Genomic DNA, 22,861 nt, shown 5'->3' with positions numbered 1-22,861 from the left:
ATTTATTGCAAATGAATACTAAACGCGAACAATTGATACAATCTTGGATTGCTTCTGTACTCGGTTCAGATCAATTTGAAACACATTTTTTAGCAGGCGATGCAAGTTTTCGTCGTTATGCACGAATCAAACTGAATAATAAAACATTTATGCTCATGGATGCACCACCAGAAAAAGAAGATTGTGTGCCTTTTGTGACGATTGATGAATTTTTTGATGCCCATGGCGTACGTGTTCCACACATCGTGGCCAAAGACCTGGAAAATGGCTTTTTGCTGCTCGAAGATTTTGGTGATGTGCTGTTATCAAATCTGCTAAATGATCAGACAGTTGATGCCTATTATGAGCAAAGTTTTAAACAACTGATTCAGCTGCAGTCCATTCCTGGAGAAGGTCAGTTTCCTGCTTATTCTTATGAGAAGCTTATTTCTGAAATGGAGCTGCTGACTGACTGGATGCTGCCTGCTCTAAAAATTCAGCCAACAGAATCAGAGTCCGCTCTGATCAAGCGCACATTTGCGATACTGGCGAATGCTGCTTTGGCACAACCACAAGTCATTGTGCATCGTGATTTCCATAGCCGTAACCTGATGAAAATCGAAAATGAAACCGAACTGGGTGTGATTGATTTTCAGGATGCAGTAATCGGTGCTGATACCTATGACCTGATTTCGATTACCCGTGATGCCTATGTGCAGTGGAATGCAGATCGGGTGTATCGCTGGTTTAAAGTGTTCTATGACCTGTTACCAGCAGCGGCAAAACAGGACCGTGATTTCGAACAGTTCAAAAAAGATGCGGATATGATGGCCATTCAGCGGCATATCAAGATTTTAGGTATTTTTGTCCGCTTGTTTGAGCGAGATGGTAAATCAGGTTATCTCAAAGACCTGCCACGTGTGATGTGGTATCTATTGGAAGAAACCAAAGATTATCCAGAGTTACAGCCATTTATGCAGTTTATTCATGAAAAAGTCATGCCTGCCTTTGAAGCAAAATATGGTTCATACGAGGTAGCGGCCTAAATGAAAGCGATGATTCTCGCGGCTGGCTTGGGCAACCGCATGCGTCCTTTGACTTTGCATACGCCAAAACCTTTGCTTGAAGTAGGTGGCAAACCATTAATTGTCTGGCATATTGAAAAACTAGCTGCGATGGGCGTGAATGAAATTGTCATCAATACGGCTTGGTTAGGTGAAAAACTGGCTCAGGCTTTGGGTGATGGCTCTCAGTTTGATGTCAAGATTTTGTGGTCACATGAAGGTGAAGGGCTGGAAACAGCCGGTGGCATTATTAATGCTTTACCACTGCTTGGTGATGAGCCTTTCATTCTGGTCAATGGTGATGTTTGGACAACTATGAACTTTGCACCTTTATTGAATGTTGAGCTGGGTGAAAATTTGGCACATCTGGTATTGGTACAAAACCCGGAACAGCATCCAAACGGTGATTTCACGCTTGCAGACGGCAAGGCTTATACCTTTGATCAGCAGATCAGTGGTGAAAATCTGACTTTTAGCGGTGTATCAGTGATTCATCCGAAAATGTTTGCAGGCTTAGAGGCTGGAAAGCGTCCTTTGGCACCATTATTAAAAGCAGCAATGCTGGAAAATAAGATTGCTGCCTCTAAATTGACAGGCATTTGGGTAGATGTAGGAACGCCTGAGCGTTTGAATGCACTGGATTCAATGATCCGTGAAGGGAAGTCTGCTTAAGTGAATATTCACTAAGCACTCCCTACTGTGCCAATATAGAGAAAACGGTATACTTCCACTTAACTTTTTCGAGCGTTGATTGTTTATGCACACGTTTTTTCAAGAACTAAAGCAGGGTAGCCAGGCTTTAGGTTTAGAGCTGTCGGATGAAGCTTTAAATTTATTACTCAAGTACCAAGACGCTTTGGTACTGTGGAATAAAGCATACAATTTGACTGCAATCCGTGATCCTAAAGAAATGCTGGTCAAGCATCTGCTTGACAGTCTGAGTATTTTGAAGGATTTGCCTGCAGGTCGTTTGCTCGACATTGGGACTGGTGGTGGTATGCCGGGCATGATCATTGCTTTATGTCAGCCTGAGCGTGATTGCGTACTACTGGATTCAAATGGTAAAAAAATTCGTTTCCTCAAGCAGTTTATTGCAGACCTAAAATTAAAAAATGTCATTGCAGTACAAACCCGTGTGGAAAATGAAGACAGTATCAATGAGCTGGGTCAGTTTGATGTGATTACCAGTCGTGCATTTGCTTCATTGACAGATTTTGTGAATGCGTCTAAACCGTATATGCATGAGCAGAGTATTATTGCTTCCATGAAAGGTTTGATTCCTGAAGAGGAAGTAGCAGCATTAAAAGATGAATTTAGCTGTCAGATTATTGAACTGAAGGTTCCGCGCTTGGACGAACAACGTCATTTACTTCTATTAAAACGTATTTAAAATTTTTGAAGGATCGGGGTCAACATGGCACAAATTATTGCGATTGCCAACCAGAAAGGTGGTGTCGGTAAAACCACAACCGCAGTAAATTTGGCGGCATCTCTCGCTGTGCTAAAAAAACGCGTTTTGCTTGTGGATATGGATTCTCAAGGTAACGCGACCATGGGGTCGGGGATTCAGAAAAATGACCTGCTGTATTCAGTGACTGATGTATTGCTGGGTGAAGTGCCGATTGAAACTGCGATCACCAAGGCTGAAGTTGGATACAAGGTTTTAGGGGCAAACCGTGACCTGGCTGGTGTGGAGCTGGCGATTGCTGAGCAAAAAGGCCGTGAATTTATTTTGCGTGAAGCTTTGCAGGAAATTGAATCCTCATTCGACTATATCATTGTTGATTGTGCACCAAGCTTAAGCTTGATTACCGTGAATGCACTGGCAGCAGTGGATGGCGTGATTATTCCGATGCAATGCGAATATTATGCTCTCGAAGGCCTGGCTGATCTGACACAAACCATTGACCGCATTCAGCAAGCACTTAATCCAGATCTGCAGATCGTGGGTGTATTGCGTACCATGTATGATGCTCGAAATGCCTTGACCCGTGATGTTTCAGAAGAGTTAGAGCAATATTTTGGTAAAAAACTTTATGACACCGTGATTCCACGTAATATCCGTCTAGCTGAAGCGCCGGCACATGGTCTACCGGTTATTTATTTTGAAAAAAGTTCAAAGGGTGCAGTTGCTTATTTAAATCTGGCAGCTGAAGTATTAAAGAAAAGCAAAGTGAAAAAAGGAAGTAAAGCATGACCGTCAAGAAACGTGGACTCGCCAAAGGTCGTGGTTTAGATGCCTTGCTGGGATCAATTCAAAAAGAAAAATTACAACTCGAAGCACAAGGTCTTGATCATGGTCAGTTGAAACAGATTGATGTCAATCTGCTGAAACGTGGTGAATATCAGCCACGTCGCTATATCAATGAGCAGGATCTGCAGGAACTGGCCGCATCGATTGAGAAGCATGGCATCATGCAGCCAATCGTGATCCGTCCGGTCGATGATGAACGCTATCCATACGAGATTATTGCGGGTGAGCGTCGTTGGCGTGCGGCACAGTTAGCAGGTCTGACTGAAGTTCCTGCGATTGTGCGTGAGCTGAATGATCAGGTCGCAATTGCATTAGCTTTAATCGAAAACATTCAGCGTCAGGACCTGAACCCGATTGATCAGGCGATGGCTTTGCAGCGTTTCCATGACGAGTTTGGTTTAAGCCATCAGGAAATTGCCGATACCGTCGGTAAGGCACGTACTACAGTAAGTAATCTACTGCGTCTGCTAACTCTGGCTGAAGAAGTAAAAGACTTTATGCAGCAGGGCCTGCTGGATATGGGACATGCACGTGCCATCCTGACTTTGAAGGCTAAAGATCAGCTTAAAGTTGCTGAGATGGTCATTGAAAAGAGCCTGTCAGTACGCCAAACCGAACAGTTGGTACGCGACTACAATGCACCGAAAACAGAAAAACCAAAAGCAGCGATTGCGCCGGACATTCAGCAGTTGACTCAACGTCTGTCTGAGCGCTTTAGTGCGGATGTTAAAATTGACTACAACAAGCAAGGGAAAGGCAAACTGGTCATTAGCTATCATTCTTTAGAAGAGCTGGACGGGATTCTTTCGATCCTGGGCGACGAATAATTAATTTAAAATTTGTTTTTATTGGGGAATAAATCAGATGTGGGAATTGGTTAAAGCAGGCGGCTGGTTGATGCTGCCGCTGGTATTGTGTTCGATATTTATGCTAGCGATCTCGGTCGAGCGCTTCATTCGTTTAAAAAAGAGTCTGGTACTGCCCAACTCACTTCTGATGGGTCCTGCACAAAATGCAGAACAAGCTATGCAAAAGCTGCAACAAAGTTCAGCTTTGAAAAACAGTACTTTGGGTCGTGTATTTACAGCTGGTTTTGAAGCGCGTCACCAGTCTGAGCAATATGCTCGTGCCCAGATGGAAGTGGTAGCTTCACAGGAAATTGGCTATCTGGAAAAGAATATTAATTTTCTGGGTACTTTGAGTGCAGTAGCGCCTCTACTCGGTTTGCTGGGTACAGTGATTGGGATTATTGAATCATTCTTAATGATTGATGTCGGAACTAATAGTGACCCAGTTTTAATGATGCCCGGTATTTCCAAAGCACTGATCACGACAGCAGCGGGTATGCTGATTGCTATTCCTGCTTTATTTGCACATCGTTATTTCCAGCGTCTGGTTCAGGAATATGTGGCGGAACTGGAACAGCAAGCAACGTTATTTCATGCCAACCTGTTCTATTTAAATGCTTCAGATGATGTAGAAGAACGCATCAAGAAAGCAAGCTAGGAGCAGGGGCATGAAATTTAAACGTAACCAGGTGGAAGATGTACATATCAATCTGACGCCCATGATTGATTGCCTGTTATTTATTTTGGTTTTTCTGCTGCTTTCAACCACGTTTAACCAGATGAGCCGGATGAACCTGACGCTTCCAGATGCGCAAGGTGTACCGCCCAAGAATTTTGACCAGAAAATTGAAGTGATTGTGGATGCCAATGGTCACTATGCCGTAAATGGTCAGTCTATTGCCAGTAAGGACGCAGCAGATTTAAATACGGCAATTAAACAGATTTCGAATGAACGTCGTGATTTAATGTTTGTCATTGCCGCTGATGCAAAAGCGACACATCAGGATGTTATTCGTGTCATGGACGTTGCAGGGCAACTTGGCTTTGTCAATGTCAACATCAGTACGAAAGTACCAACTCGAGGTTATTAGTGAAGCACGATTTTAAGGTCTATCTTCGCCTTTTAAGCTATTTAAAACCATTTTGGGGCACAGCCTTAATTGTCCTGCTTGGTTTCTCTATGAATGCGGCGACAGAAGTTTCTGTGGCCAAATTACTGGAATATATCATTGAGGCGATTCAAAACAAAGACCAGGGTTTCACCTTACTTTTCCCATTCTTAGTGGTAGTACTGATGTTCTTCCGGGGACTAGGCCTATTCCTCGGTGGATATTATACGGCGGTCATCTCTCGTAATCTGGTATTTAATATTCGTCAGGAAGTCTTTGCCAAAATATTGCGTTTGCCTGCGCAATATTTTCTGGACAATACCAGCGGTCATATTACGGCCAAAATTATGTATAACGTTGAGCAGCTCACCGCAGCCTCAACTGAAGCACTTAGAACGATCATTCAGCAAGGTCTGATCACAATTGCCTTATTGGGATATCTTTTATATACCAACTGGCGTTTAACCATGTGTATTCTGATCTTTGGACCCGTGATTGGTTTTGTGATCAGTAAAGCTTCAAAACGGATGCGCAAGCTATCACAACAGGTTCAGGACACTATGGGTGATGTGAACCATGTGGTTCAGGAAACGGTAAATGCCAATCTGATTGTCAAAGGTTTTGGTGGTCAGATTTATGAGCAGGAACGCTTTAAACAGAATTCTTTGGAAAATCTACGCCGTGGCTTGAAAATGGTGGCAGTACAGCAGCTGAACAGTCCAGTGGTACAGCTGATCATGTCAGTTTCACTCAGTATCGTGATGTATATTGCGTTGCGCCCACAAATTTTGGGAGATACGACTGCGGGTGAATTTGTTGCTTATATTACAGCTGCAGGTATGTTGGCGCGACCAATCAAAACATTAACTGATGTGAATGAAAAAATTCAGCGTGGTATGGCGGCCGCACATTCTGTGTTTGAATTGCTAGATATGCCTGAAGAGCATAATACCGGCAAACTCAATGATGCCTTAAAAGGCAACATTCAATTTAAAGATGTCAATCTGGTTTATGGCGATGGTCACCATGCGATTCATGACTTTAACCTAGAAGTGAAAGCGGGCGAGACTGTAGCATTGGTTGGGCGTTCAGGAGCAGGCAAAACCTCTCTAGTGAACCTGTTGGTACGTTATCAGGAAGCTACATCCGGGCAAATTTTGCTGGATCAAAAACCGATTACTGATTATGAGTTGACTGCTTTACGTACCCAGATCGCGATGGTAAACCAGCAGGTAGTGCTGTTTAACCGTACTGTTCGTGAAAATATTGCTTATGGCCAGCTAGAAAATGCGAGTGATGAAGAAATCATTGCAGCAGCAAAAGCCGCCTATGCACATGATTTCATTATGGCCTTGCCACAAGGTTATGATACGCCACTAGGTGCTCAAGGTCTGAATCTGTCAGGTGGTCAGCGTCAGCGTATTGCGATCGCCCGTGCTATTCTGAAAAATGCACCGATTCTGATTCTGGATGAAGCGACCAGTGCGCTGGATAATGAATCTGAATACTTTATTCAGCGTGCCTTTGATCAGGCGATGCGAGATCGGACTACGATTGTGATTGCCCACCGTCTATCAACAATTGAAAATGCCGACCGCATTGTAGTGATGGATCAAGGTCGTATTATAGAGCAGGGTAATCATGCTGAGCTGATTGCACGTCAAGGTGCTTATTATCAGCTGCACCAACGTAATTTCGAGGAACATTAAGTCATGGCTTTGGCACAGATCATTCAGGATGCTTGGAATACACAGGCAAAGTGGCTGGTTGTGCTGCGTCCTTTGTCCTGGCTTTACCGCTTGGGTTTTGTCAGTAACCACTGGCTTTACCGTAAAGGGATTAAAAAAAGCTATACCGCACCTATTCCAGTAATGGTGATTGGAAATATTACCGTAGGTGGGAGTGGTAAAACACCTTTACTGATTCATCTGGTGGATTACCTCACTGAAAAAGGCCTACGGATTGGTGTAATCAGTCGAGGTTATGGTGGTAAAGGTCCTTTTCCTGCTTATGTAGATTTAAATACCTTGCCTGAAGTGGTAGGTGATGAACCAGCCTTAATTGTCCAAGCGACTGGTGTGCCGATGGCTGTAGGGCCAAATCGTCAAAAGAGCATTGAGCTTCTGCTAGAAAAGCATGCACTGGATTTAATTATTTGTGATGACGGTTTGCAGCACTGGGCTTTAAATCGTCAGATTGAATGGATTGTGCTGGATAATAACCGAGGCTTGGGCAACCAGAAACTTTTACCAGAAGGTTATCTGCGTGAACCCGTTACCCGGTTGGAAAAAGGTACCGTGATTGAACATGCAGCAAATCCAGTTTCGCCTTTGCATATGCATCTTGCAGCCTCTCAGCCGTATTTATTAAATCAGGATGTTATCAAAAGCTTTGATCCAACTGCGGCTTTCTATGCAGTAGTCGGCATCGGTTTTCCACAGCGTTTTTATCAAACACTAGAACATCTGGGGCTGCAGCAATTTCAGTGTCATGAATTTCCAGATCATCATGATTATGAAATTGAAGATCTGCAATTCGATGACAATAGTCCGATCATTACTACTGAAAAAGATGCAGTTAAAATTATGGCATTACTCAAACAGTATCCAGATTATCAGCGGGATATCTGGGTGGTGCCGGTCGATGCAGTCTTGTCACCTGCCTGTTATACAATATTGCAGCAGCAATTAGAGCAACAGGGTATTTCTATTTCCTAAGGTTTATTTACGATGAAACATATAGTTATTCCTGCACGCTTCTCCAGTTCACGTTTGCCGGGTAAACCTTTGCTGGAAATCCATGGTCGTCCGATGATTCTGCGTGTCGTGGATCAGGCCAAAAAAGTACAGGGCTTTGATGACCTGTGTGTGGCAACAGATGATGAACGTATTGCCGAAGTTTGCCGTGCTGAAGGTGTTGATGTGGTCCTGACTTCAGCAGATCATCCATCAGGTACCGATCGTCTAAGCGAGGTAGCTCGAATCAAGGGCTGGGCGAGTGATGACATTATTGTGAATGTACAGGGTGATGAACCTTTATTGCCAGCTCAGTTAGTTAAACAGGTCGCGCAACTCTTAGAAGATCAACCGGCTTGCTCAATGTCGACTCTGTGTGAGCCAATTCATCATTTAGAGGAATTCAAGCGTGACAGTATCGTTAAGGTTGTGATGTCTAAGCACAATCAGGCACTGTATTTTAGTCGTGCTACGATTCCTTATGACCGTGATGATGCCAAGCTGGCTGAACAGAAACTGCATGATCAGGCTTATCGCCATTTGGGCTTATATGCTTACCGCGTGAAACTGCTACAGGAATATGTAACCTGGGAAATGGGTGTGCTGGAAAAACTGGAATCTTTAGAACAGTTACGTGTACTGGAAAATGGTCACCGTATTGCCATTGCTGTGGCAGAAGCCAATTTACCGCCAGGTGTCGATACGCAGGAAGATCTGGATCGCTTGAACCAGATGGATCCATCTTCTTTTGCTTAATTTGAGAATTCTCCATGCCGCTTGATGTCAATGCACAGATTTATCCATGGCAGCAACAGGTTTGGGATACGCTAACCGGGCGTTTTCCTAAGCTTGGGCATGGTTTATTGTTCTATGGAAAAAAAGGCTGTGGTAAAGAAGCCTTTGCCCAGCAGTTTCTGGCCTGGGTTTTATGCTTGAACCGTCAGCCTGATGGGCCATGCGGTGAGTGTGGTAGCTGTCAGTGGCTGAAAGCGGATACCCATCCGAATTACGTCTATATCAGCACGGATGAAGATAATAAAAAACAGAATGCCAAAATTAAAATTGAAAAAATCCGTGATCTTCTGCCTTTTGTACAGCAGACCGTCGATGGCTGGCGTGTCATTGTCATTGAACCCGCTGAAGCATTAAATATTGCTTCTTCTAATGCCTTGCTGAAAACTCTGGAAGAACCGGGTGAAAATATTGTCATTATTCTGCTTGCGGATCATTATCTGAAATTGCCTGCAACTATTCGCAGCCGTTTACAGCATTTTGCTTTAGACCGGATTTCATCAGCGCAATTTAGTGAATATGTAGAGGCGCAGTTACCTGAAGCAGGTTCGAGCCAGCAGCAGCTATTAATGAATTTATCCAATCAGATGCCTTTGCAAGCGATTGAGGTTGCACAAAGTTCCTGGTTGCCATTACGTCAGGAATTCATGGAAGACTGGAAAAAACTGGTCATTCAAAAAAATATGCCAATGGTAATTGCGACCAAATGGAATAAAAGCCTGAGTTTTGGTGAATTTGGTCAAATGTTTGAATACTTGTTGTCCGATTTAATTTGTGTCAAGCTAAATCAGGCCGTAAAAAACATTGATCTGGACTTTAATGTATTGGCCGAACAATATTCATTGGAAATACTTTTTAAAATTTATGAGGATTTTCAGCGAGCCAAACAATATCTTGAGCAGAACGTACAAAGTAATCTTGTGCTCGATGAATTGTGTATCAAGCTGATGAATCTTTAGCTTAAGGGGAAAACAAGATGCAACCACGTATGGGCGGTATTATTCAGGCTAATATTCCGGATATTGAAACACTATTTGCCAGTTATATGCCATATGTTGTAGGTGGTGGACTTTTTATTCCTTCCAAGCAGCCAGTAAAATTAGGTGAAGAAGTTTTTGTTTTGACGACTTTACCTGAACAGACGCAGAAAATTCCATTAACCGGAAAAGTAATCTGGATATCTCAAAAGCAGAATGGCATCAAGCCACAAGGTTTTGGGATTCAGCTCACCGGTGAAAAAGGCGTTTTCTTCAAAAATGAAGCAGATCGTCTGGTTGCGGGTCTTAAATCTGATGGACGTAAAAGTTACACTATGTAGTTAATTTACCTTTGGTAGGAACTCATTGTGTTTGTAGATACTCATTGCCATTTAACGCTGCTCGATTTAACACCTTATAACGGTGATCTGGATCAGGCGCTCGCTCAGGCCCGTGAAGCAGGCGTATCCAAGTTTATGAGTATCTCGGTGGATCTGGATGATCATATCGAGTTGGCTAAAATCGCGGCCCGTCATCCTGATGTCGGTTATACCGTTGGTGTACATCCTTGCGAAGATGCGGCGACAATGGCGCGTGCGACCACTGAATATCTGGTTGAACTGGCACAGCCAAAAAAAGTCTGGGCGCTGGGTGAAACGGGGCTCGATTATTATCACAGCACCGATTTTATTGCCGAGCAAAAAGACTGTTTTGCCCGTCATATCCATGCCTCACAAATTGTGAAAAAACCTGTCGTCGTGCATACCCGTTCTGCCAAGCACGATACTGTTGATATTATCCGTGCAGAAAAATCTACCCATGGCATTTTGCACTGTTTTACCGAAGATTGGGAAACCGCTAAAGCTGTTTTAGACTGCGGTTACTATGTGTCTTTCTCCGGTATTGTTTCTTTTAAAAATGCCCAGGATTTGCGTGACGTGGCCAAACAGGTTCCACTTGATCGGGTTTTAATCGAAACGGATAGTCCTTACCTTGCTCCAATGCCATATCGTGGCAAATCTAATGAACCAAAATACGTTCCTTATGTAGCCAAAGCGCTTTGCGATGTATATGATAAGTCGCTAGAAGAAATGGCTTATATCACAAAGCAGAACTTTGAGAATCTTCTGAATTCAAAGTAAGTAAAGTTAGATAAGAGTACAAGAGAGTTATAGGGTGAAGATGGATCGTCAGGCTCAGTTTCGAGCAAGAGAAACCTTGATTTTTCAAGTTGCAGAACAGTTACTGCTAGAAAATGGTGAAGCAGGGATGACCCTGGATGCACTGGCAGCAGAACTGGATCTGGCCAAAGGCACTCTTTATAAGCATTTCCAGAGTAAAGATGAATTGTACATATTGCTGATTATCCGTAATGAGCGCATGTTGCTGGAAATGATCCAGGATAGTGATAAGGCTTTTCCTGAACATCTGGCATTCTTTATGTTGCATCATCTGCATCACCCTGAACGTACTGTCCTTTTTCATCAGATTGAAGAACGTCTTTCTACAACAGGTGTTGGAATTCAGCACCTGTTTAGCGAACTTTATCAGGTGCGCAAACAGCGCTTACGTTTGATTATCCGTATGACTGAAAGCTATTTGGCTTCAATCAATAGCAGCATGTCGGTGCGTGATTATCTGGCCTCAATTTGGTCGATGACCCATGGTGCAGCTGCGATTCTGAACTCCAGTTTTTATCAGCGCTATCTCGGTTCACGCGATACCTTGCGCGTTGCCCTTATTGATCAAGCTTTAGCTTTACCGAAACAGGTCCATCCTGCCGAGCAGTTCGCCTAAGAGTTGCCTATGATCAGATCACATCACGCCTCCATTCGTGGATTCACTCTAATCGAAGTGATGGTGGTGATTGTGATTATGAGTATTATGGCATCACTAGTTGTATTGAATATTGGTGGAGTAGATCAGCGCAAGGCAATGCAGGCACGAGAAGTCCTGTTACTGGATTTGCAAAGAATCTTGCGGGAAGCTAATGATCAATCCCGTATTCTTGCGCTTGATGTTCAGGCTGCCACTGATGTTTCACCATTTCGCTACGGGATCGTGGAATATCGTTCACCTAATCAGGCAGAATCGACTTTAAATCAGCAGAAATGGCAAAATTATGTGGAGTTTAATCTGCGCAGTTTACCGGAGCAGGTCTCTTTCCGGATTCAGTCTTTAGAGCAGCGTTATAATAATGCCCAAAATCGGGATCTTACTGAAGCCAATGCACCCAAGCTGATCTGGTTAGGCAATGGTGAAGTTAAACCGGTCAGAATCCAGTTCTATCTGGAAGATCGTGAAGTAGGCAATCCGATTGAAATTGATCACTTGGGTAAAGTCTATGAAAGCTAGGGTTTTCAAGCAGAGTGCCGGAGCTGATGTAATCAAGCTATTTAAGTCAAATGCTGATCGTGCGCAATCCGAGTATAGCTCTTCGTCTTGCGCAGCGGTGAAACAGCGTTTCACTCATCGCGGCTCCTCAAGCACAGCTTTCGGACTTTTTTGCGCGACAATGCCGCTCAGGTCGAGGATTACTCGACTTAATCGTGCCTCAGGATTTACCTTGCTGGAAGTGATGGTCGCGCTGGCGATCTTTGCCACAGCAGCCATGACCCTGACTAAAGTTGCTATGCAATATACCCAATCGACTTCGAATGCCATTTTGAGAACCCAAGCCCAGTTTGTTGCCTTGAATGAAGCAGCACTAATGGAAATCAATCAGCAGTGGCTTACTGGTACAGAATCTAAACAACTCACTCAACAGGGCGAAACCTGGCAAATCGATAAGCGCAGTGAGCCTACCGTAAGTCCTAATGTACAACGCATTGAATTACAGGTGAGTCTGGTCAACACTGAAACCGGTCAGGCAGAAAATGGAATTAGCAGCTTGATGTTCTTTAATCACCGGATGAATGAAGCGCCATGAAGTCTAAGGGATTTACGCTGGTCGAACTACTGGTTGCTATTGCTATTTTCGCCTTACTCTCTGCTCTAGGCTGGAAAGTATTTGATTATATTGTACAAACCAAAGACCGTAATGCAGTGCATGAACAGCGCTTAAGTCAGTTGCAAGATACTTATCAGCAGATCTTGCGTGATACGGTGCAGGCGGTGCCTTTAACGGCCAATATTAATGGTGATATTCAGCCGGCACTGGTTTTGCAAAACGGACGTTTTAACTTTAGTAAGACTGGAGTCACCGATCCTCTGGAAGAGGGGATTTCTCCAGATGAACGGGTTGAATATCAGTACCGGGCAGATGAACAAAAACTCTATCGCCTGAAATACCGGAATTTAAACCAGACCGGGCGTGATCAACCTGAATCCAGTGTGTTGTTGTCCGAGGTTGAGCAGTTTCAGATCGTAGTACTTAATCCAAATGAAATGACCCAATGGCCAGACTCATCTTTTGATTTAAATCAGATTGAGCAAAAACAGCGTTTACCCAAAGGCATTAAAATTAACTTAATGGTTAATGGGGTTAGTTATGAGTGGATTTTTAGTTTATTGAATACAGATTTCCTGCTTGAAACCCAAAAGTTAACCTGACAAAGAATAATAAAATGCAGATGAACAAAGCAATGATGATCAAACAGCAGAAGGGGATTGCTCTGATTACCATTCTAGTGATGGTGGCTCTTGCAACGATTTTGGCTGCGACTATTGCTAAACGTCAGGCCGCAACTGCTGAAAGTACCGCTTATTTAATGCGACAAAACCAGTCTTTGATGTATGCCAAAAGTGCTGAAGCGTTTTTTTCTGAATTGCTGGTCGATGACGCAGAGAATGCAGCAGAAGTTGATCATTTAAATGAAACCTGGGCGCAGCCGATGCCGGCTTTTCCGGTTGAAGATGGTTATGTCTCGGGAATACTGCAAGATGAGTCGGGTAAGTTTAATTTAAATAGCCTGATTACAGCAGAAGGCACGGTGAATGAAAATGCTAAAGCCTGGTTTGAGCTGATATTAAAACGTGCTGGATTGCCAGAGCAGTTGAGTGAAGCCGTGATCGACTGGCAGGATGAAGATGAAATGCCAAGTGGACCAATGGGCGCAGAATCCAATTATTATCAGGGCTTGCCGAATGGTTCTCTACCTCCGAATGCCAAATTTCATAGCGTTGAAGAGCTGAAACTGGTACGAGGCTTTGAAGAAAACAAGTACAAACTAATTGCACCTTATCTAAGTACTGCGCCTGTAGCAGATACTACGGTCAATATTAATACCGCATCTGCATTTCTTTTGGCGAGCATGGATGAAAAGCTGGATGTGAATGCCGTGCAGCAATTGCTGGATCGCCGTCAGGCAAATCTGGAATATTTTTCCAATGTGGCTGATCTTTGGACACTAGAACCCTTTGCTCAGGTGGATGCAGCCAAACACAACCTGTTTAATAACCTGCTTGGGGTGCAATCCAATCACTTTAAAGCACGTATCGAAGTGATGCTGAGTGAGCGTAAACGTCAGTTTAGTAGTGATCTGGTGCGGCAGGACAAGAAGGTTTATGTTGCCTATCGAAGCATGGCACCTTTTTAAAATTCCACCATTTTTAAATAATCTCATTTTTTGGAATTTAATCTGTTTTCGCTTCAATCCCTTTTGCCTATCATGACGAACTGCAAAATTAATCCTCATCGGTTTACTTTTGCTTTATAATTGAAATTAATTCACCTATTTTTTGACGACATTACGGCATATGTTAATTCGTAAGTTATTTAAGTTTGAAAATGCTCATATTGTGCGTAACTGCACCTCGGATCGCTGTAAACGTTCGATTCATGGTCACAGTTATAAAGTTGAGTTATTGCTGAAAGCGTCGAAGTTGGATCATGGCCAGATGGTATATGATTTTGGTCTGCTCAAAGGGGTGATTAAGGATTTTTTTGATTCTTTTGACCATGCGATCTGCTTTTGGCAAAAAGATGATCCTGAATATATTCAGGCATGCAAGAATTTTAGTGCACGCTGGGTATCTTTGCCGGTTTCGCCATCTGCAGAACAATTTTCACGTATTTTCTTCTTCTTGGCTCAGCAGGTACTGGTATCTACTGTCACCCAGAATGGTGAAGGGGATGTTGAAGTTTACTCTGTGATTGTCCATGAAACTGATACCGGCTATGCGCAAAGCTTTCTGGAAGATATCCAGAATGAACAAATGGGTCCACTTAGCCTGGAACAGATTGAATTCTCGGAGCAGGTGCGGGCAGAATGGACAGATCCAGAGATGTTTGCGAAACTGAAACAGGGTCTTCCATTTCATAATCCGGCTGTGGATCTGCAAGTCCAGCCTTAAAAATTCGAATATAAACGCAGACTGACATAGATTTAGGATTGAAGCATGTCTTTAAATGAACAGCAAATTGCGAAACTGAATAAAGTTCAGTTAGATGACAGCTGGAAATATGGACTCAGTGAGTTTTTATTGAGTCCAAAAATGGATGCGTTAAAAACGTTTTTAATTGAAGAAAAAAAAGCAGACAAGGTGATTTATCCACCGAATCACCTGATTTTTAATGCTTTGAATACGACGCCATTAGACCGGGTTAAAGTGGTGATTATTGGTCAGGATCCTTATCATGGTCCGAATCAGGCGCATGGTTTAAGCTTCTCGGTGCAAAAAGGGGTTGCATTACCTCCATCTTTACGTAATATTTTTCATGAGTTACATAATGATTTAGGCGTAAAAATCCCTAAACATGGTGATTTAACTCATTGGGCGGAACAGGGTGTACTTCTGCTCAACGCTGTACTGACCGTAGAGGCAGCACAGCCAACTTCACATCAGAAACGTGGTTGGGAAGAATTCACAGATCACGTCATTGATGTATTGAATGAACAACGTGAACATATCGTTTTTATTCTTTGGGGCGCATACGCACAGCGTAAAGGACAGCGCATTGATCAAAATAAACACCTGGTCTTAAAGGCAGCACATCCTTCGCCTTTGTCAGCAAACCGGGGTGGTTTTTTTGGTTGTAAAGTTTTTTCGAAAACGAATAATTATCTCAAACAACATGGCATTGAGCCTATAGATTGGCAGCTGGACGCATGACTTATTCTCCTGTAACTAAACCTTACCATCCGGACCTGATTGTTGAACAAGCCAACAATGGCTGGCGCATTGTACGCCTGAATCGTCCAAAATCATTACACGCTTTAGATGAATCTCTGGTTTCTGCACTGCTGGAAGTTTTTCAGGACTTTCATACAGATGACAGCGTAAAAGCGATCTGGTTAGATTCAACTACGCCTAAAGCATTTTGTGCTGGTGGCGATGTGCGTAAGCTGCGTCAGTTGGTAATTAATGATGAAGTGGCAACGGCCAATAAGTTTTTTGAACAGGAATATGCGCTAGATTTATTGCTGCATAACTATGCCAAGCCGGTATTGGTCTGGGGGGAAGGTTATGTCATGGGTGGCGGTTTAGGCCTGTTTATGGCGGCTCCATTCCGTTTGGTGACGCCGTATTCGCGTCTGGCGATGCCTGAGATTAATATCGGTTTATATCCAGATGTGGGTGCAACCCGATTTCTGGCAGACCGTGGAGCGATTGGACTATTTACTGGTTTAACGGGTTCCATCATGACTGCTGCCGGTGCTTACGGCATTGGCTGGGCAACCCATATCTGTGATGCACAGCGTGCTTCAGTTTTGGATAAAGTCATAAATATAGACTGGGAACATTATCCAGCTGGCGATTTCCGCGCGATTGATGACACCTTGAATAGTATGCATCGTCCGGTAGGCCCGGGTCCTCTGCAAAACTCACTAGATGTAATCCATAGTGTATGTCGTGGCGTAAACTTCGAGCACGATTATGAATCGATTATTGGTTTAAGTGATGCGCGCAGTGACTGGTTGCGTCAGGCCAGTGAAAACCTGCAAAAAGGTTCTCCTGCAACCGCAGCTTTAAGCTGGTTATTATGGCAATGGGGTAAACAGGTTCATTCCTGGAATGAAATTTTTGAACTGGAAACCCAGATTTCAGACTGGAAAATCCGTCATCCTGATTTTGTGGAAGGCGTACGTGCACGTCTGGTTGATAAAGATCTGTCTCCAGAATGGCAAAAAGGCAGTGAGTTAAGCCTGAAAGGCATTCTGTCTCAGAATCCACCGATAACCACTATTGAAAGCTGGAATGAGCTACTCAAACACTATGGTGTGATTTAAGTCTGAATGTCCGAAACACAATTTACCGATGAATATTGGATGCAGCTTGCTTATGAGCAGGCTGCACTTGCTGCTGAGCAGGGTGAAATTCCTGTGGGTGCCGTGATTGTCAGCCAAAATCAGGTCATTGGCCGTGGCTACAATGCGCCTATTTCTTTAAATGATCCGACTGCCCATGCTGAAATCGTAGCATTACGTGAAGCTTGTCAGAACCTGAAAAACTACCGCCTGCCTGAAGATGCTGTCCTCTATGTAACTCTGGAACCGTGCACCATGTGTGTAGGTGCATTGGTGCATTCGCGTATTTCACGGGTCGTTTTTGGTACAAATGAGCCCAAAGCAGGTTCTTTGGTGAGTGCACGCAAGCTTTTTGAGACTGGCTACTATAATCATGTATTTCTATTTGACTCGGGCTGTATGCAGCAGCAGTGTGCTGAGCAGTTGAGTGCATTTTTCAAGTTGCGTCGTGAACAAAAACGCCAGCTGAAATTGCAAGAAAAATTACTGAATGCTCATAAATAAATCGAATCTAATTCGTTAAACTTTGCTCACTTTAAAATCATTTATTTTCAGGAAAAAGAAAAATGAAAAATGCGATTCAGGTAAAAAAAGAATTCCCAGCAGCGATTGATAAGGTTTTTGAATTGCTGTCTAAACACGATGCTTATAACGTGGCTTTTGCACCAATGCAGGTGGAACGGATTAAGGATTCGGCAGACCCTGAGCGCCCAGATGGTGTGGGTTCTGTGCGTAGCATGGGTTTAGGTCCAGTCAAGCCGCTAAAAGAGCAAATTACCTTGCTAGAGCCGAACTCCCGTATTGAATACAAGATCGTAAAGAATCCTTTGATTAAACATCATTTGGGTATTATTGAGTTTGAAGCATTGGACGATAACAAAAGTCTGGTGACTTATACGATAGAATTGCAGGCACGTCTTCCATTTGTCAGTAAATTAATTCTTGCACAGCTCAAGACAGGGATTAAACTAGGCCTCGCAAAACTTGCAAAATCTGTATAAATAACGGGAAAGTAATGACAGTTCAAATTATTACCATTGATGGTCCAAGTGGATCTGGCAAAGGCACACTGGCTGCAAAACTTGCAGCACATTACCAGTTTCATTTACTGGATTCAGGGGCTTTGTATCGTTTATTAGGACTGTCATTGCATCACCATAATTTACTCGATGAACTGGATACTAAACTGGCTGAATGCGTACAAATTGCAACAAATTTGGACATCCGATTTGTCAGTACTGAATCAGGTGTTCAAGTATGGCTGAATGGTGAAGATGTCTCCCAAACTATCCGTACTGAACGTGTCGGTGAGTATGCTTCAAAAGTTGCTGCAATTCCTGAACTTAGAACCGCTTTGGTGGCCCGGCAGCATGCTTTTGCTCAAGCCCCTGGTCTGGTGGCAGATGGCCGCGATATGGCGACCAGTATCTTCCCAGAGGCACAAGCCAAGATTTATTTGACAGCTTCGGCTGAATCCCGCGCGCAAAGACGTGTAAAGCAGTTGCAGGGTATGGGGCTGGATGTTAAAATAAACGACATTTTAGCTAATATCGAAGCACGGGATAAACGAGATATGGAACGCACTGTCGCTCCGCTCAAACCTGCTGCTGATGCGTACATTATCGATAGTTCAGATTTGAATATCGATGAAGTATTCAAGCTGATGACTACGTATGTGGATCAGCAATTAGCTCAATAACCCTATTATTTCAGCAGACGCATAGCTTGATCAGTTTTATATGGACTATGTAGATGCTTAATTAAACCGGCCTTGTCTGATCCAAGACCGCTGACTTTATCGGATATATCATGACCGAATCTTTTGCAGCCCTCTTTGAAGAAAGCGAATTAAACCTCAACGTTGAAAAGGGTGCAGTCATCCAAGGCGTTGTAGTAAGCATCGACTCTGATTGGGTAACTGTTGACACTGGCCTTAAATCTGAAGGCGTTGTTGACCGTGCTGAGTTCTTAAATGAACAGCGCGAACTTGAAGTTCAAGTTGGCGACACTGTAGACGTAGTTGTTGAAGCACTTGACAACGGTATGGGTCAAACAGTTCTTTCTCGCGAAAAAGCTAAACGCGCTGAGACTTGGACTAAACTTGAAAAAATCTTTGAAGACGGCGAAATCGTTACTGGTGTTATCTCTGGTAAAGTTAAAGGCGGTTTCACTGTTGACATCGGTCCAGTTCGTGCGTTCCTTCCAGGTTCTTTAGTTGATACTCGTCCTATCCGTGATACTACTCACTTGGAAGGTAAAGAGTTAGAATTCAAAGTAATCAAACTTGACGCTAAACGTAACAACGTTGTTGTTTCACGTCGTGCTGTTATGGAAGCTGAATCTTCAGCTGACCGTGAAGCGCTTCTTGCTCAGCTTGAAGAAGGTCAAACAGTTACTGGTACTATTAAAAACCTTACTGACTACGGTGCATTCGTTGACCTTGGCGGTATCGACGGTCTTCTTCACATCACTGATATGGCTTGGAAACGTATCAAGCACCCATCAGAAGTTGTTGAAGTGGGTCAAGAAGTTACTGTTAAAGTACTTAAATTCGACCGCGAACGTAACCGCGTATCTTTAGGCCTTAAACAATTAGGCGAAGATCCATGGTTAGCGATCATGAGCCGTTACCCTAAAGGTTCTATCGTTAAAGCTCGCGTAACTAACCTTACTGACTACGGCTGTTTCGCAGAAATCGCTGAAGGTGTTGAAGGCTTAGTACACGTTTCAGAAATGGACCACACTAACAAAAACATCCACCCATCTAAAGTAGTTCAGATCGGTGACGAAGTTGATGTTATGGTTCTTGAAGTAGACGAAGAGCGTCGTCGTATTTCTCTTGGTATTAAACAAACTCGTGCTAACCCATGGGAAGAGTTTGCTAAGAACCACGACAAAGGTGAAAAAGTTTCAGGTACTATCAAGTCAATCACTGACTTCGGTATCTTCATCGGTTTACCAGGCGGTATCGATGGTCTAGTTCACTTGTCTGACATCTCTTGGAACGAACAAGGCGAAGAAGCGATCCGTCGTTACAAGAAAGGTGACACTGTTGAAGCAGTTATCCTGTCTGTAGATGCTGAAGGCAACCGTATCAGCCTTGGTATCAAACAATTGAACAGCGATCCGTTCAACGATTTCTTAGCTGCTAACGAACGCGGTGCGCTTGTTAAAGGTACTGTAACTGCAGTTGACGCTAAAGGCGCTACTGTTAAGTTAGCTGATGAAGTTGAAGCAACTCTTAAAGCATCTGAAATCAACCGCGACCGCGTTGAAGATGCGACTAAATTCCTTGAAGTTGGTCAAGAAGTTGAAGCTAAGATCATCAATGTAGATCGTAAATCTCGCTCTATCAACTTGTCTATCAAAGCGAAAGACGAAGCTGAAGAGAAAGAAGCTGTTGCTAACCTGAAAACAGCTGCTGCTGGTCAAGACAATGGTCCTAAAACTATTGGTGACTTGATCAAAGCGCAAATGAATCACTAAGAGTAGATGGTGAATTGTATTGTTAATGTAAGTTAAGTAATACTTTTTACACAAATACTGTAAACGGTAGCGTAGTATTTAATTATTGCGCTACCGTTTTGTATTTAAACAGGTTATTATCGGAAAATAGATCCCGAGTAGCTTGATAATTAAAGAGGTCGCAGATGACTACTGAAGCACTTAATAAGTCTGACTTAATAGAGCGCATCGCGCTAAAGAATCCGCATTTGGCTGAACCTTTAGTGGAAGAAGCAGTTAAAATTATGATTGATCAAATGATTGAAGCTTTATCATCTGATAACCGTATTGAGATTCGCGGGTTTGGCAGCTTTGCATTGCATCATCGTGAGCCTCGCGTGGGTCGTAATCCTAAAACAGGTAAATCTGTTGAAGTTGCAGCAAAAGCTGTTCCACACTTTAAGCCAGGTAAAGCACTTCGTGATGCAGTAAACGAATCTGCAAACAAATAAACAAGATATTTACGGGGTGTTCATGCGTTACGTTCTGGTCATTCTTTTATTGCTCGTCTTTGGCTATTCATTAGCTTTGGTGTTGCAAAACGGGACTGAGGTCTCAGTGGACTTGTTATTTACTCAAGTTCCTGCAATGCGCTTAGGGTTATTGCTCCTTTTGACTCTTTCCTTAGGAATAGTGGTTGGCTTGTTACTCGGTGTGCAGGTTTTCCGTGTTTTTCAGAGTAATTGGGAAATTAAACGACTACGTAAAGATATTGAACATCTACGTAAGGAACAGTTGAATACTGCCAAGATGATGGCAGCAGAAGCGGCAGCTCATACACGACATGAGAAAACAGTATTAGATATTAATTCTAATGACAGGCCATCGGCACCGCTTTAGACAAAAATGAGAAGTCGAAGTAATCTACTGATTTTTTTACTTCGCCTGTTTTGATTAAACGCCTTTTAGCTTAGCTTCTAAGGCGTTTTTTATTGCTAAATTATATTTAGAAGAAATATATAAAAATTATATAAATAAATGACTTAATTTGAATCAAAAAATCATTTTTGCGAAAATATTCTTGGTTGTTATAGGGCTAGTCCGTATAATGGTTTAATTTTGTCAATTTGAAGGGTCTTCTCATGAGTATCATCGTTGCACTGGATGCTAAAAGTCAATTTGATGCCTTAACGATTGCAGAGCAGCTCGATCCCGCCTTATGTCGAGTAAAGGTGGGCAAAGAGTTATTTACTCATGAAGGTCCTATCATTGTAAAAGCACTTCAAGACAAAGGTTTTGACGTGTTTTTAGATCTGAAGTTCCATGATATTCCGAATACCACTGCACAAGCGGTATGTGCTGCGGCAGACTTGGGCGTGTGGATGGTCAATGTCCACGCTTCAGGTGGTCGTAAAATGATGGAGACCTGTGTTGAGCGTTTAAAAGCAGGTAACTATAAGACTCAACTCATTGCGGTAACTGTGTTGACTTCAATGGGGCGTGAAGACTTGAAAGATATTGGCTTGGATATTGAGCCTAATGAACATGTAAAACGTCTGGCTCAACTCACCAAAGATAGTGGCTTGGATGGGGTGGTCTGTTCCGCACAAGAAGCGAAAATGCTGCGTGAAACTATTGGAAAAGACTTTGCACTGGTCACTCCTGGGATTCGTCCTGAAGGTTCAAATGCAGACGATCAAAAACGTATTGTGACACCAAAACAGGCAATGCTGGATGGATCAACACATCTGGTGATTGGACGACCAATTACCAAGTCGGAAAATCCTCGTCAGACTCTAAAAGATATTTTGGCAACATTGTAATTCCGGTTACCTGATGAAAAGCCTTTCATATGAAAGGCTTTTTTTATACATTGAGAAAAGCTGTATAAAAATAAAAAGGAACTTCAAATGAGAATAATAAAGACACCAGAACAAAAGATGCTAGAACAAAGGCTGGAGATGGAAAAAATAGCAGATCAGTTCGAACAGCAGGAAAAATATAAACAACAGGCACAGTCGGGTTCATGGGACTGGATGTCAGGCCTTGATAGCATAGATATTGTAGAACTCGCTTCAGAGATGATGGAGACAGTAGGAGATTCATTGAGTAGGGTTGATTTGAATTTTTAATATTCCGTAGTTTATTTTATTTCTAATTGAATCCCCCTAAATCCCCCTTTATGAAAGGGGGACTTCTCCTCACTGCTGTCCCATAGTTTGCTTTAAATAAAAAAACCTGAGTCCTAACAGTTAAAATATGAGTGCAAACAAACACTTTAACGACCAGGATTCAGGTTTTGTCACATCAGAATACCGTATTTCATGAGCTAATTAAACCTGTTGTGCGACAGGATTTTGAACAACTTGCTAAAGTACACCATGTTGGACAGAAATTTAGAGCGGCTTCCCGGTGGGATCAGTTTATTGCCATATTGATGTCTCAATTCTCTTGTAGGCAAAGTCTGAG

Annotated in this window: 30 protein-coding genes; all 30 read left to right on the top strand. The window is 42.9% G+C overall.

The features are described from left to right. Nucleotides 1-11: 11 nt before the first annotated feature. Nucleotides 12-1,025 carry an aminoglycoside phosphotransferase family protein gene (locus tag FTU01_RS07550; protein ID WP_180138693.1) on the top strand — a complete coding sequence of 338 codons (1,014 nt, stop codon included), beginning with the start codon at nucleotides 12-14 and terminating at the stop codon, nucleotides 1,023-1,025. Further along, the gene (gene murU, locus FTU01_RS07545) at nucleotides 1,026-1,715 is read left to right on the top strand and encodes an N-acetylmuramate alpha-1-phosphate uridylyltransferase MurU (RefSeq protein WP_180138691.1); all 690 of its coding nucleotides are present in this window, start codon (nucleotides 1,026-1,028) and stop codon (nucleotides 1,713-1,715) included. It abuts the gene before it with no gap. An 85-nt stretch (nucleotides 1,716-1,800) separates the two neighbouring features. Further along, on the top strand, nucleotides 1,801-2,433 hold the full coding sequence (gene rsmG, locus FTU01_RS07540; protein ID WP_166139427.1) for a 16S rRNA (guanine(527)-N(7))-methyltransferase RsmG: 633 nt from the start codon (nucleotides 1,801-1,803) through the stop codon (nucleotides 2,431-2,433). A 24-nt stretch (nucleotides 2,434-2,457) separates the two neighbouring features. Further along, nucleotides 2,458-3,240, top strand: a complete 783-nt coding sequence (locus FTU01_RS07535; protein ID WP_180138689.1) for a ParA family protein — start codon at nucleotides 2,458-2,460, stop codon at nucleotides 3,238-3,240. After that, on the top strand, nucleotides 3,237-4,124 hold the full coding sequence (locus tag FTU01_RS07530; RefSeq protein ID WP_004784018.1) for a ParB/RepB/Spo0J family partition protein: 888 nt from the start codon (nucleotides 3,237-3,239) through the stop codon (nucleotides 4,122-4,124). Before FTU01_RS07535 ends, FTU01_RS07530 begins: the two co-directional genes overlap by 4 nt. Nucleotides 4,125-4,161: 37 nt before the next feature. After that, on the top strand, nucleotides 4,162-4,803 hold the full coding sequence (locus tag FTU01_RS07525) for a MotA/TolQ/ExbB proton channel family protein (RefSeq protein ID WP_180033493.1): 642 nt from the start codon (nucleotides 4,162-4,164) through the stop codon (nucleotides 4,801-4,803). Between the two features lie 10 nt (nucleotides 4,804-4,813). Further along, complete coding sequence (locus FTU01_RS07520) at nucleotides 4,814-5,236, top strand: biopolymer transporter ExbD (protein WP_004784014.1); 423 nt, start codon at nucleotides 4,814-4,816, stop codon at nucleotides 5,234-5,236. Then, nucleotides 5,236-6,963 carry a lipid A export permease/ATP-binding protein MsbA gene (gene msbA, locus FTU01_RS07515; RefSeq protein WP_180138687.1) on the top strand — a complete coding sequence of 576 codons (1,728 nt, stop codon included), beginning with the start codon at nucleotides 5,236-5,238 and terminating at the stop codon, nucleotides 6,961-6,963. Before FTU01_RS07520 ends, msbA begins: the two co-directional genes overlap by 1 nt. 3 nt (nucleotides 6,964-6,966) lie before the next feature. Beyond that, nucleotides 6,967-7,971, top strand: a complete 1,005-nt coding sequence (gene lpxK / locus FTU01_RS07510) for a tetraacyldisaccharide 4'-kinase (protein WP_125279030.1) — start codon at nucleotides 6,967-6,969, stop codon at nucleotides 7,969-7,971. A gap of 12 nt (nucleotides 7,972-7,983) precedes the next feature. Continuing rightward, nucleotides 7,984-8,745 (top strand): 3-deoxy-manno-octulosonate cytidylyltransferase, encoded by a 762-nt coding sequence (gene kdsB / locus FTU01_RS07505; RefSeq protein WP_180033494.1) that lies wholly within the window; start codon nucleotides 7,984-7,986, stop codon nucleotides 8,743-8,745. Between the two features lie 14 nt (nucleotides 8,746-8,759). Further along, on the top strand, nucleotides 8,760-9,740 hold the full coding sequence (locus tag FTU01_RS07500) for a DNA polymerase III subunit delta' (protein WP_180138685.1): 981 nt from the start codon (nucleotides 8,760-8,762) through the stop codon (nucleotides 9,738-9,740). Between the two features lie 17 nt (nucleotides 9,741-9,757). Beyond that, a complete protein-coding gene (locus tag FTU01_RS07495; protein ID WP_005236142.1) occupies nucleotides 9,758-10,099 on the top strand; it encodes a PilZ domain-containing protein in 342 nt (113 codons plus the stop codon). Between the two features lie 27 nt (nucleotides 10,100-10,126). Beyond that, nucleotides 10,127-10,900 carry a TatD family hydrolase gene (locus FTU01_RS07490; RefSeq protein ID WP_180138683.1) on the top strand — a complete coding sequence of 258 codons (774 nt, stop codon included), beginning with the start codon at nucleotides 10,127-10,129 and terminating at the stop codon, nucleotides 10,898-10,900. Between the two features lie 40 nt (nucleotides 10,901-10,940). Continuing rightward, nucleotides 10,941-11,555 carry a TetR/AcrR family transcriptional regulator gene (locus tag FTU01_RS07485; protein ID WP_125279027.1) on the top strand — a complete coding sequence of 205 codons (615 nt, stop codon included), beginning with the start codon at nucleotides 10,941-10,943 and terminating at the stop codon, nucleotides 11,553-11,555. A 9-nt stretch (nucleotides 11,556-11,564) separates the two neighbouring features. Further along, the gene (locus FTU01_RS07480; RefSeq protein WP_180138681.1) at nucleotides 11,565-12,113 is read left to right on the top strand and encodes a Tfp pilus assembly protein FimT/FimU; all 549 of its coding nucleotides are present in this window, start codon (nucleotides 11,565-11,567) and stop codon (nucleotides 12,111-12,113) included. Next, a complete protein-coding gene (gene gspI, locus FTU01_RS07475; RefSeq protein ID WP_180138679.1) occupies nucleotides 12,103-12,687 on the top strand; it encodes a type II secretion system minor pseudopilin GspI in 585 nt (194 codons plus the stop codon). The genes FTU01_RS07480 and gspI overlap by 11 nt, the downstream gene beginning before the upstream one ends. Beyond that, nucleotides 12,684-13,310 carry a type II secretion system minor pseudopilin GspJ gene (gspJ, locus tag FTU01_RS07470; protein ID WP_180138677.1) on the top strand — a complete coding sequence of 209 codons (627 nt, stop codon included), beginning with the start codon at nucleotides 12,684-12,686 and terminating at the stop codon, nucleotides 13,308-13,310. The genes gspI and gspJ overlap by 4 nt, the downstream gene beginning before the upstream one ends. Nucleotides 13,311-13,324: 14 nt before the next feature. Then, on the top strand, nucleotides 13,325-14,296 hold the full coding sequence (gene gspK / locus FTU01_RS07465) for a type II secretion system minor pseudopilin GspK (RefSeq protein ID WP_166139442.1): 972 nt from the start codon (nucleotides 13,325-13,327) through the stop codon (nucleotides 14,294-14,296). Nucleotides 14,297-14,456: 160 nt separating this feature from the next. Beyond that, nucleotides 14,457-15,053, top strand: coding sequence for a 6-carboxytetrahydropterin synthase (locus FTU01_RS07460; protein ID WP_180138675.1), 597 nt, complete (start codon nucleotides 14,457-14,459; stop codon nucleotides 15,051-15,053). A 45-nt stretch (nucleotides 15,054-15,098) separates the two neighbouring features. Beyond that, complete coding sequence (ung, locus tag FTU01_RS07455; RefSeq protein ID WP_004783992.1) at nucleotides 15,099-15,812, top strand: uracil-DNA glycosylase; 714 nt, start codon at nucleotides 15,099-15,101, stop codon at nucleotides 15,810-15,812. Then, a complete protein-coding gene (locus tag FTU01_RS07450; RefSeq protein ID WP_180138673.1) occupies nucleotides 15,809-16,930 on the top strand; it encodes an enoyl-CoA hydratase/isomerase family protein in 1,122 nt (373 codons plus the stop codon). Before ung ends, FTU01_RS07450 begins: the two co-directional genes overlap by 4 nt. A gap of 6 nt (nucleotides 16,931-16,936) precedes the next feature. Beyond that, complete coding sequence (tadA, locus tag FTU01_RS07445) at nucleotides 16,937-17,452, top strand: tRNA adenosine(34) deaminase TadA (protein ID WP_005236129.1); 516 nt, start codon at nucleotides 16,937-16,939, stop codon at nucleotides 17,450-17,452. 62 nt (nucleotides 17,453-17,514) lie between these two features. After that, the gene (locus tag FTU01_RS07440) at nucleotides 17,515-17,949 is read left to right on the top strand and encodes an SRPBCC family protein (RefSeq protein WP_004783989.1); all 435 of its coding nucleotides are present in this window, start codon (nucleotides 17,515-17,517) and stop codon (nucleotides 17,947-17,949) included. A gap of 14 nt (nucleotides 17,950-17,963) precedes the next feature. After that, on the top strand, nucleotides 17,964-18,647 hold the full coding sequence (cmk, locus tag FTU01_RS07435; protein WP_166139451.1) for a (d)CMP kinase: 684 nt from the start codon (nucleotides 17,964-17,966) through the stop codon (nucleotides 18,645-18,647). A 110-nt stretch (nucleotides 18,648-18,757) separates the two neighbouring features. After that, entirely contained in the window at nucleotides 18,758-20,434 is a 1,677-nt protein-coding gene (rpsA, locus tag FTU01_RS07430; protein ID WP_004783987.1) for a 30S ribosomal protein S1, read from the top strand. A 164-nt stretch (nucleotides 20,435-20,598) separates the two neighbouring features. Further along, the gene (locus FTU01_RS07425) at nucleotides 20,599-20,904 is read left to right on the top strand and encodes an integration host factor subunit beta (protein ID WP_005097312.1); all 306 of its coding nucleotides are present in this window, start codon (nucleotides 20,599-20,601) and stop codon (nucleotides 20,902-20,904) included. Between the two features lie 22 nt (nucleotides 20,905-20,926). Next, the gene (locus tag FTU01_RS07420; protein ID WP_005236124.1) at nucleotides 20,927-21,292 is read left to right on the top strand and encodes a lipopolysaccharide assembly protein LapA domain-containing protein; all 366 of its coding nucleotides are present in this window, start codon (nucleotides 20,927-20,929) and stop codon (nucleotides 21,290-21,292) included. A gap of 242 nt (nucleotides 21,293-21,534) precedes the next feature. Beyond that, nucleotides 21,535-22,215: an orotidine-5'-phosphate decarboxylase gene (pyrF, locus tag FTU01_RS07415; RefSeq protein WP_373686378.1), complete on the top strand. Its 681-nt coding sequence runs from the start codon at nucleotides 21,535-21,537 to the stop codon at nucleotides 22,213-22,215. An 87-nt stretch (nucleotides 22,216-22,302) separates the two neighbouring features. Continuing rightward, nucleotides 22,303-22,524 (top strand): hypothetical protein, encoded by a 222-nt coding sequence (locus FTU01_RS07410; protein WP_005236122.1) that lies wholly within the window; start codon nucleotides 22,303-22,305, stop codon nucleotides 22,522-22,524. A 167-nt stretch (nucleotides 22,525-22,691) separates the two neighbouring features. After that, nucleotides 22,692-22,861: DUF4372 domain-containing protein (locus FTU01_RS07405; protein ID WP_180025577.1), on the top strand; the 170-nt coding region annotated here is incomplete at its 3' end.

Source organism: Acinetobacter sp. YH12043, assembly GCF_013419915.1.
Classification (GTDB): Bacteria; Pseudomonadota; Gammaproteobacteria; order Pseudomonadales; family Moraxellaceae; genus Acinetobacter.
Note: the sequence above shows the minus strand (reverse complement) of the source record. Positions and strands in the feature narration are given on the sequence as shown.

Excerpts from the sequence above, each read along its gene's own strand:
- FTU01_RS07535 (WP_180138689.1), top strand. The coding sequence starts at position 2,458 with ATGGCACAAATTATTGCGATTGCCAACCAGAAAGGTGGTGTCGGTAAA.
- rpsA (WP_004783987.1), top strand. The coding sequence starts at position 18,758 with ATGACCGAATCTTTTGCAGCCCTCTTTGAAGAAAGCGAATTAAACCTC.
- FTU01_RS07425 (WP_005097312.1), top strand. The coding sequence starts at position 20,599 with ATGACTACTGAAGCACTTAATAAGTCTGACTTAATAGAGCGCATCGCG.
- FTU01_RS07495 (WP_005236142.1), top strand. The coding sequence starts at position 9,758 with ATGCAACCACGTATGGGCGGTATTATTCAGGCTAATATTCCGGATATT.
- FTU01_RS07485 (WP_125279027.1), top strand. The coding sequence starts at position 10,941 with ATGGATCGTCAGGCTCAGTTTCGAGCAAGAGAAACCTTGATTTTTCAA.
- FTU01_RS07410 (WP_005236122.1), top strand. The coding sequence starts at position 22,303 with ATGAGAATAATAAAGACACCAGAACAAAAGATGCTAGAACAAAGGCTG.
- FTU01_RS07480 (WP_180138681.1), top strand. The coding sequence starts at position 11,565 with ATGATCAGATCACATCACGCCTCCATTCGTGGATTCACTCTAATCGAA.
- rsmG (WP_166139427.1), top strand. The coding sequence starts at position 1,801 with ATGCACACGTTTTTTCAAGAACTAAAGCAGGGTAGCCAGGCTTTAGGT.
- FTU01_RS07530 (WP_004784018.1), top strand. The coding sequence starts at position 3,237 with ATGACCGTCAAGAAACGTGGACTCGCCAAAGGTCGTGGTTTAGATGCC.
- lpxK (WP_125279030.1), top strand. The coding sequence starts at position 6,967 with ATGGCTTTGGCACAGATCATTCAGGATGCTTGGAATACACAGGCAAAG.
- FTU01_RS07525 (WP_180033493.1), top strand. The coding sequence starts at position 4,162 with ATGTGGGAATTGGTTAAAGCAGGCGGCTGGTTGATGCTGCCGCTGGTA.
- murU (WP_180138691.1), top strand. The coding sequence starts at position 1,026 with ATGAAAGCGATGATTCTCGCGGCTGGCTTGGGCAACCGCATGCGTCCT.
- gspK (WP_166139442.1), top strand. The coding sequence starts at position 13,325 with ATGCAGATGAACAAAGCAATGATGATCAAACAGCAGAAGGGGATTGCT.
- gspJ (WP_180138677.1), top strand. The coding sequence starts at position 12,684 with ATGAAGTCTAAGGGATTTACGCTGGTCGAACTACTGGTTGCTATTGCT.
- FTU01_RS07550 (WP_180138693.1), top strand. The coding sequence starts at position 12 with ATGAATACTAAACGCGAACAATTGATACAATCTTGGATTGCTTCTGTA.
- pyrF (WP_373686378.1), top strand. The coding sequence starts at position 21,535 with ATGAGTATCATCGTTGCACTGGATGCTAAAAGTCAATTTGATGCCTTA.
- kdsB (WP_180033494.1), top strand. The coding sequence starts at position 7,984 with ATGAAACATATAGTTATTCCTGCACGCTTCTCCAGTTCACGTTTGCCG.
- gspI (WP_180138679.1), top strand. The coding sequence starts at position 12,103 with ATGAAAGCTAGGGTTTTCAAGCAGAGTGCCGGAGCTGATGTAATCAAG.
- FTU01_RS07520 (WP_004784014.1), top strand. The coding sequence starts at position 4,814 with ATGAAATTTAAACGTAACCAGGTGGAAGATGTACATATCAATCTGACG.
- FTU01_RS07450 (WP_180138673.1), top strand. The coding sequence starts at position 15,809 with ATGACTTATTCTCCTGTAACTAAACCTTACCATCCGGACCTGATTGTT.
- FTU01_RS07420 (WP_005236124.1), top strand. The coding sequence starts at position 20,927 with ATGCGTTACGTTCTGGTCATTCTTTTATTGCTCGTCTTTGGCTATTCA.
- ung (WP_004783992.1), top strand. The coding sequence starts at position 15,099 with ATGTCTTTAAATGAACAGCAAATTGCGAAACTGAATAAAGTTCAGTTA.
- FTU01_RS07460 (WP_180138675.1), top strand. The coding sequence starts at position 14,457 with ATGTTAATTCGTAAGTTATTTAAGTTTGAAAATGCTCATATTGTGCGT.
- cmk (WP_166139451.1), top strand. The coding sequence starts at position 17,964 with ATGACAGTTCAAATTATTACCATTGATGGTCCAAGTGGATCTGGCAAA.
- tadA (WP_005236129.1), top strand. The coding sequence starts at position 16,937 with ATGTCCGAAACACAATTTACCGATGAATATTGGATGCAGCTTGCTTAT.
- FTU01_RS07440 (WP_004783989.1), top strand. The coding sequence starts at position 17,515 with ATGAAAAATGCGATTCAGGTAAAAAAAGAATTCCCAGCAGCGATTGAT.
- FTU01_RS07500 (WP_180138685.1), top strand. The coding sequence starts at position 8,760 with ATGCCGCTTGATGTCAATGCACAGATTTATCCATGGCAGCAACAGGTT.